Here is a 6,551-nt window from a genome sequence, read left to right as displayed (position 1 = left end):
TCATCTGAGATTTATTACATCTTAGAAGGAGAAGCAGTTTTAAAAATTAATGAAGAATCACACATAGTTAAAAAAAGATGACTCTTGTTATGTCCCGCCAATGTCAACGCAGTGTATTGAGAATTGTGGTTCTGTAAATCTTCGATTTTTATGTATAGTGGAACCAGCATGGAAACCAGAAGACGAGATCATATTAGAATAAACCAGTAACGCCGTCTACTAGTGTGTAATTGTTTTTAAGATATGAAAAACGACACACCACAGTGAATACATATCAAGCCCTCAAAGCATTGAATGTAAAGCCAGACTCATCATGGGATGAGATAAAAGCTGCATATAGAAAGTTAGCACTTGAATTTCATCCAGACAAAAATACCAGTCAAAAAGAAGGAATTGAATTCAAAAAAGTTACTGAAGCATACAATCATCTAAAGAAAAATCACGATTCAAATGATCTTAGTACAACAGAAAACAAGAAAAGCGAAAACAAAAACAATTATGAAAAAAAATCACAGTGGGGGGCTCCAAAGGGGGACAAAATTCCTGAAGAAGATTGGAGTAGATACACACGGGAGTTTGAAGAGGGAGATCCTACATTTTGGAGAGAGTACGAAAAGAAATTTTGGGAAGAATATAATGCACGTGTACGGGCTGATGGAAAACACGGTGAATATGAAAAGGCAAAAGAGCCTCAAGAACAACCCAATCTCTTTGTCGATGTCGATAAAAGTTTGTGCATAGGATGCTGTAGTTGTGAAATTATTGCACCCGATGTATTTCTAATCAACAAGAATTCAAAATCAAATCCAAAATCGTCAGTCATCAACCCAAAGGGTGCAGGGGTAAATAAAATAATGAATGCAGCAGAGACATGTCCTACAAAGGCAATAACTGTAGAGAACTTGGATACTAAAGAGAGATTGTTTCCTTACTGAGAAACTAGTTTTTTGTAAATTTCTTGAATCTCAGAATCAGAAAATTTTTTTGGCTCAAACATACTGTGAATTGGACCTGCAGAATCATCCTTACTTCGAGGAACTAGATGAACATGAACGTGTTGAATCTCTTGTCCAGCTTCTTTGCCATTATGAACTGCAACTAGTGTAGAGCCAGTTAATTCATCTACTTTTGGAAGAACATCATGTACAAGTGAAAACAAATCAGAGTTTTCCTCAGTATTCATGTCTTGAATTTTTGCATAATGATATTTTGGAATTACTAGTGTGTGACCCTTGGCAAGCGGAAATGCATCTAAAAATGCAATAGAGTGAGATGTTTGTCCAATTATTTTTGTTGGAATTTGGCCAGCAACTATTTTACAAAAGATACAATCCATAATATTCTAACACACAATCAAAATATTAACTACGCTTCAATTATAGTTGCCCATGCAAGACCCTTACCATACTTTATCTGGGCCTTATCTCCAGGTTGTAAATTACAATTATCAATAATTTTTGGAATTGAATCCACAGTTTCTACATAACACCTTCCATTATCATTATTCAAAATTAATACTTCCTCAAAAACATCTTCTCGAATCAAATTCCAAAATGGAAAAACCATAGTAGACATTACTATTACTACTACTGCAAAGATACCACCAAATACAAGACCTGTTTTTTGACTAGTGTTTAATTCCAAGACTACCACGTACCACCGGCACCTGAATTTGGATCAAGTTTCTTTTCAGGAATGTTACCATGTGCTTTTTTTGTGTGTCTTTTGAGTCGTTCAGGATCATGGCACTCCAAACCACACTCATCACACTTGGTCTGATTTTCTTTTTCTTTATTTCGCTTGAATAGACCCATAATTAACTAAATTTTTGAAACAGATTAAAAATCATACGGAGTGAATTTATAATTTCAGTGTACAAATAGAGGTAAAATAATTTAAAAATCATATGGGTTGGCACATTAAAATTTATCTTAAAAAATTTCTTGAATTAATCGTGTATTATCAGCATTACCTAAAACAAGTCAAACCAATCTTTTAAGAAATGATGAATATGATAAATTATTAAAAAAGTAGGCTCAAAAATCATCTGACATTATTGGAATATTTTGTGTGAGATCTAAACACATACTTTTCTTTATATGTAAAAAAACGACAAAAAACGATACGACTAGACAAATAATACAGTCCACAAAACATGTCAACTCTCCAGGCTCTGAGAGACTAGAAGCTATAGGGGAGTTATCTGCAAGAATTGCACATGATTTACGAAATCCATTAGCAGTAATACAATGCGGTGTTGAGGCAATAAAACAAGATGTAAAGTGTGATGAAAAAACTATAGCCCGTTTAGAAAGAATGCAGCGAGCCGTTGGAAGAATGACACATCAAATTAATGAAGTTCTTGACTTTACCAAACCTAGATCATTGGTGTTATCGCAATGTCATATTTTAGATATTATCAAAGAGGTAATTTCAAACAGTTCAAATGTTGAAATAAAATCTTTATCTGAAAATATAAAAATTATTTGTGATAAAGAAAAACTAAAAGTTGTATTTAACAACATGATAACAAATGCAAATCATGCAATTACAGATGGGGACATAATTAGCATACAAACAAGTGAGGATAAAAACAACATTATAATTCAAATAAGCGATTCAGGTCATGGGATTTCTGCGGATATTTTACCAAAGATATTTGAGCCATTATTTACAACAAAGCAAAAAGGTACAGGGTTAGGACTAACGAGTTGTAAAAGCATCATACAAGAACATGGCGGTACAATCAATGTGTCATCAGAAATTGGAAAAGGCACCACATTTACAATAATTTTACCAAAAGACATAACACGACTTGGTTCACGAGTTAATGAACCAGGTACAATTTTAGAAAAGATTTCAAAAATGAAGAACCATGATCATTTAGCATTTGAGTTTTCAGATAATGATGAGTTAAGTGAATACATATCAGAGTTTATGATGCTTGGAATGCGAATGAATTGTCTAAATGTACTTGTCATATCCAAAGAGGAGATAGATGACTATTACAATATGCTAACTTCAAATGGAATTAGCATAAAAGATCTTGTAAACTCTGAGGATCTGATAATCTGTAGTCATGATGAGATGTATCAAAATGTGAAAGTAGGATCTTCGTTTGAACCTGTTATAAAATATCTAAACAAAGTTCATAAGATTGCAAAGAAAAAGAAAAAAACAGGACTATGCATTATTGGAATCATTGCGGGAAATCTAGAAAATAATGGCAATCATAAAGACTGCATTAGAATAGAAAAAGCATGGCATGAAATAATTCCAAATTATGAAATGCCAATAAGATTGATTTGTCCTTACAAATCATTGAGTGATTCAAAAACAATAGAATCTCTGGTTTTGTATCATAATGATGGGTTGATTCGACATCCACACTGCGACTAAACTTTAAACTCAGAAAAACAGCATAATTTTCTTTTAAAAATAATTGAAATATCATCCAATTATTTCTATAATCGTTAAAAAATATTATAAATTTAACAAAAATGAAGAATTCGATGGATTAATAATTGAAGAAGTATATCATACTGATATCTTATGCGTCTGAATATTACCTTTACATCATTTAAGAAAACAGATGTCAATATGAAAATGGATTTAACTAAAAAAGAGACAAACTATGAAACAGTACAAACACTCATTATTGAAAAAGGCACGAGGAGGATTCGAGTTAGGTCCCATCCCATCCAAAAAGAAAGTACTCAAACGGATAAAATACAAAAAATTGTTTGTGAGTCATGCAATAACGATATAGGATCAAATATTTGCAAAGTTGTACTTCTGCGCAACAAGGATGGAGGTCCAAAAGTATCACATTATCATTTTTTCTTTCCGTGTTGGGATTTTGAACAGATAGTTAAAAAATTCAAAAATTTTGCTTTAGAGCGCGTTGGAGTAAGTATTCCTGAAGATACACTCATTTCTAAAATGGCAATCATAGACTTGCAAAACAATTTTGAATACTGGAAGTAAAATTATAATTCAATAGATCGTAGAACAGTTTTCATACATCCACATATGTATAAATATAATTCATGAATTATCAACTTATGCCTCATAGAATTACAATAATGTTGGATGATGACGTAGTTAAAAAGCTCAGAGCTATCCAAGCTAAGCAAATTAAAGAGTCTTCAGAAGCTGTAAGTTTTTCCAAAGTTATTAACGATCATATTGCAAAATCACTCAAGTAATTTTTTATCCCATATTTTTATAAAAGTCAAAAAAAATCATTGTTTTTTAATATTAAGAAAACCATACATGGTAATACATTATAAAGGATGTAAGAGTTTTCAAAATTAGATGAATCTCAAAAACATTACAGTTTTAGGATCAGGTATAATGGGACATGGAATTGCGCAGGTTTCAGCTACTGCAGGATATAATGTAGTTCTCAGAGATATTGAACAGGGATTTTTAGATAAAGCGATGGAGAAAATAAAATGGAGTTTAGATAAACTAGTCACTAAAGAAAAAATTTCACAGCAAGATGCAGATTCAATTTATTCAAGAATAAAACCAGTGGTTAATCTTTCAGAGGCTGTAAAAGACGCACAACTTGTAATTGAAGTCGTTCCAGAAATTATGGAATTAAAGAAAAAAGTGTACGCAGAATTAGATTCTGTTGCAGGAAAGAATGTAATTTTTGCATCAAATACCAGCACTTTACCAATTACAGAGATTGCAAACACAACAACACGCCCAGAAAAATTTATTGGAATTCATTTTTTTAATCCGCCACAGTTAATGAAACTAGTCGAAGTTATCCCAGGGGAGAAAACATCTAATGAAATAATCGATTTAACTTTGGATTATGTAAAGTCTGTAAAAAAAGAACCAGTAATTTGTAGAAAAGATGTTCCAGGATTTATCATCAACAGATTATTCATTCCAATGGTTCATGAGGCATGTTACATGATGGATAGAACAGGTGCAACTATGTCTGAAATTGATTCTGCAGTAAAGTTCAAGCTAGGTTTTCCAATGGGAATTTTTGAGTTGGCAGATTTTACTGGAATGGATGTGATTCACAAAGCCACAGTAGAAATGCATTTACGTGATAAAAAAGTGATCTTGCCACACCCAACAATTGAAAAAATGTTTGATGCAAAAAAACTTGGTCAGAAATCAGGAGAGGGATTCTACAAGTATTCAGATGAAAAATATGAACGTGTTCCGTTATCAGAAGAGTTGGCAAAAAAGTGTAATCCAATTCAACTTGTTGCAAATATTTTAAACAATGCAGCTTGGCTTATTACAAACAAAGCAAGTGATATTGCAGAGATTGAAAAAGCTGCACAATTAGGATTAGGATTAAAAAAACCATTATTCCAAACAGCTAAAGAAATTGGCATAAAAAACATTGTAAATGAACTCAATCAGCTTGCAACAAAATATGGGAAGTTTTACGAGCCAGATCCACTTTTAGTTTCTATGCAGTAATTAATTCAACAATTTTTTTTACAGCATCTTTTGCAGTATCTACACCGATAATTTTGACATTTTTTCTATGATCAACATATCCATCAATGAATTTATCTGCAGCACCACCTGTGTTTCTAATTGCAACCATGGGTTTTTTGTACATGTATGCAGCACATATTTCAGATAAAGTTCCCGAACCACCGCCAACTATAATGACGCCATCTGCAGATAAAGCATTAAGAAAATCTCTAGTCAATCCCCATGCCACTAGGAATTACAACATCACAGAATTCATTAGCAAACGAAGCATCATCTTGAGGAATAATTCCAACAGTTAATCCATTTTCATCATGAGCACCTTGAGATGCTGCCTTCATAACACCCCCCAATCCACCAGTAATCAGAACACATGATGCTTTTGCAACTTCGCAACCGATCTCATAGGCTATTTTTTCATGTGTTGGCGTACAACCATTATCGTTGTGCCCTATGACTAAAATCTGAACTTTTTTGGTCAATGAGTATCAATGATTATTTACCATCTAATATGTTTCCTAACGCAAAAGATATTAGATAATAATTATCAGAATTATCATGGAAAAACGCTCAATGCCAGTATGTTTTACCGAAAAACAATACAAAATGATCGAGGAATTTGCCAAGAGAAATGGTATGCTAAATGCAAGTCAGGCTCTTGAGAAGATCCTAAGTAAATAGACGCTTGTAATTTTTTATTATTTTTAATATATCATACTAGGGAACACTTTCAATTTTGTATTGACTTAAATTATTTCATTTACAATACAGTTTGTGGGATTATTTAACAGAAAACCAACCTATTGTGCGATTTGCAACAAGGAACTGACACACAAACATAAACCAAAAAGAGAATGGAACGTCAAGGGTTCATTATGCGGGGACTGCCATTTTGAAAAGTCAAAAGAATACTATGAGGGAAAAGTCAGGCAACCATGTGTTGTGTGTGGAACAACAAAGATAATCTCAGAGTTATGGGAACCAAGATGGCAGTGGGATATGGAAGGTCTATTATGCAAAGAGTGCTTTGATAAAAAAGAAGAATCGTTTGATTCAAAGAAAAAATTTTGTGCATT

12 protein-coding genes are annotated in these 6,551 nt (G+C 32.7%); 7 read left to right on the top strand and 5 right to left on the bottom strand.

The annotated features are described in order from the left end of the window. Positions 1 to 263 precede the first annotated feature (263 nt). A complete protein-coding gene (locus tag BG20_RS11070) occupies positions 264 to 935 on the top strand; it encodes a DnaJ domain-containing protein (protein WP_010195461.1) in 672 nt (223 codons plus the stop codon). On the opposite strand, the gene BG20_RS11065 is transcribed toward BG20_RS11070, so the two are convergent. From BG20_RS11065 to BG20_RS12820, 3 genes are read right to left on the bottom strand one after another with little or no spacing between them, the layout of a single operon-like run. Beyond that, the gene (locus BG20_RS11065; RefSeq protein ID WP_010195459.1) at positions 929 to 1,336 is read right to left on the bottom strand and encodes an HIT family protein; all 408 of its coding nucleotides are present in this window, start codon (positions 1,334 to 1,336) and stop codon (positions 929 to 931) included. The genes BG20_RS11070 and BG20_RS11065 overlap by 7 nt on opposite strands. A 29-nt stretch (positions 1,337 to 1,365) precedes the next feature. Then, on the bottom strand, positions 1,366 to 1,644 hold the full coding sequence (locus BG20_RS11060) for a hypothetical protein (RefSeq protein WP_010195458.1): 279 nt from the start codon (positions 1,642 to 1,644) through the stop codon (positions 1,366 to 1,368). Between the two features lie 2 nt (positions 1,645 to 1,646). Beyond that, entirely contained in the window at positions 1,647 to 1,814 is a 168-nt protein-coding gene (locus BG20_RS12820) for a hypothetical protein (protein WP_007401843.1), read from the bottom strand. A gap of 256 nt (positions 1,815 to 2,070) precedes the next feature. Here BG20_RS12820 and BG20_RS11055 point away from each other — a divergent pair, with 256 nt between their 5' ends. The 4 genes from BG20_RS11055 (at position 2,071) to BG20_RS11045 (ending at position 5,457) form a co-directional block, all read left to right on the top strand. Next, a complete protein-coding gene (locus BG20_RS11055; protein ID WP_010195456.1) occupies positions 2,071 to 3,399 on the top strand; it encodes a sensor histidine kinase in 1,329 nt (442 codons plus the stop codon). 201 nt (positions 3,400 to 3,600) lie between these two features. Beyond that, on the top strand, positions 3,601 to 3,987 hold the full coding sequence (locus BG20_RS11050; RefSeq protein WP_238527621.1) for a hypothetical protein: 387 nt from the start codon (positions 3,601 to 3,603) through the stop codon (positions 3,985 to 3,987). 62 nt (positions 3,988 to 4,049) lie between these two features. Next, positions 4,050 to 4,208, top strand: coding sequence for a hypothetical protein (locus tag BG20_RS12500; protein WP_010195452.1), 159 nt, complete (start codon positions 4,050 to 4,052; stop codon positions 4,206 to 4,208). A gap of 109 nt (positions 4,209 to 4,317) precedes the next feature. Further along, complete coding sequence (locus tag BG20_RS11045) at positions 4,318 to 5,457, top strand: 3-hydroxyacyl-CoA dehydrogenase family protein (protein ID WP_010195448.1); 1,140 nt, start codon at positions 4,318 to 4,320, stop codon at positions 5,455 to 5,457. Here the strand turns inward: BG20_RS11045 and BG20_RS13705 are convergent. Then, on the bottom strand, positions 5,447 to 5,695 hold the full coding sequence (locus BG20_RS13705) for an SLOG cluster 4 domain-containing protein (RefSeq protein WP_250635837.1): 249 nt from the start codon (positions 5,693 to 5,695) through the stop codon (positions 5,447 to 5,449). The genes BG20_RS11045 and BG20_RS13705 overlap by 11 nt on opposite strands. After that, positions 5,688 to 5,957 carry an SLOG cluster 4 domain-containing protein gene (locus BG20_RS13700; RefSeq protein ID WP_250635836.1) on the bottom strand — a complete coding sequence of 90 codons (270 nt, stop codon included), beginning with the start codon at positions 5,955 to 5,957 and terminating at the stop codon, positions 5,688 to 5,690. The genes BG20_RS13705 and BG20_RS13700 overlap by 8 nt, the downstream gene beginning before the upstream one ends. A gap of 76 nt (positions 5,958 to 6,033) precedes the next feature. Between BG20_RS13700 and BG20_RS13815 the strand changes: the two genes are divergently transcribed. Then, the gene (locus BG20_RS13815) at positions 6,034 to 6,156 is read left to right on the top strand and encodes a hypothetical protein (RefSeq protein ID WP_256359103.1); all 123 of its coding nucleotides are present in this window, start codon (positions 6,034 to 6,036) and stop codon (positions 6,154 to 6,156) included. A 93-nt stretch (positions 6,157 to 6,249) separates the two neighbouring features. Beyond that, positions 6,250 to 6,551, top strand: a 302-nt coding sequence (locus tag BG20_RS11035; protein WP_010195445.1) for a hypothetical protein, incomplete at its 3' end; no start/stop codon positions are given.

Source organism: Candidatus Nitrosarchaeum limnium BG20, assembly GCF_000241145.1.
GTDB classification, from domain to species: Archaea; Thermoproteota; Nitrososphaeria; order Nitrososphaerales; family Nitrosopumilaceae; genus Nitrosarchaeum; species Nitrosarchaeum limnae.
Note: the sequence above shows the minus strand (reverse complement) of the source record. Positions and strands in the feature narration are given on the sequence as shown.

Coding starts and splice junctions, on each gene's coding strand:
- BG20_RS11045 (WP_010195448.1), top strand. CDS start 4,318: ATGAATCTCAAAAACATTACAGTTTTAGGATCAGGTATAATGGGACAT.
- BG20_RS13815 (WP_256359103.1), top strand. CDS start 6,034: ATGGAAAAACGCTCAATGCCAGTATGTTTTACCGAAAAACAATACAAA.
- BG20_RS11065 (WP_010195459.1), bottom strand. CDS start 1,336: ATGGATTGTATCTTTTGTAAAATAGTTGCTGGCCAAATTCCAACAAAA.
- BG20_RS12820 (WP_007401843.1), bottom strand. CDS start 1,814: ATGGGTCTATTCAAGCGAAATAAAGAAAAAGAAAATCAGACCAAGTGT.
- BG20_RS12500 (WP_010195452.1), top strand. CDS start 4,050: ATGAATTATCAACTTATGCCTCATAGAATTACAATAATGTTGGATGAT.
- BG20_RS11050 (WP_238527621.1), top strand. CDS start 3,601: ATGAAAATGGATTTAACTAAAAAAGAGACAAACTATGAAACAGTACAA.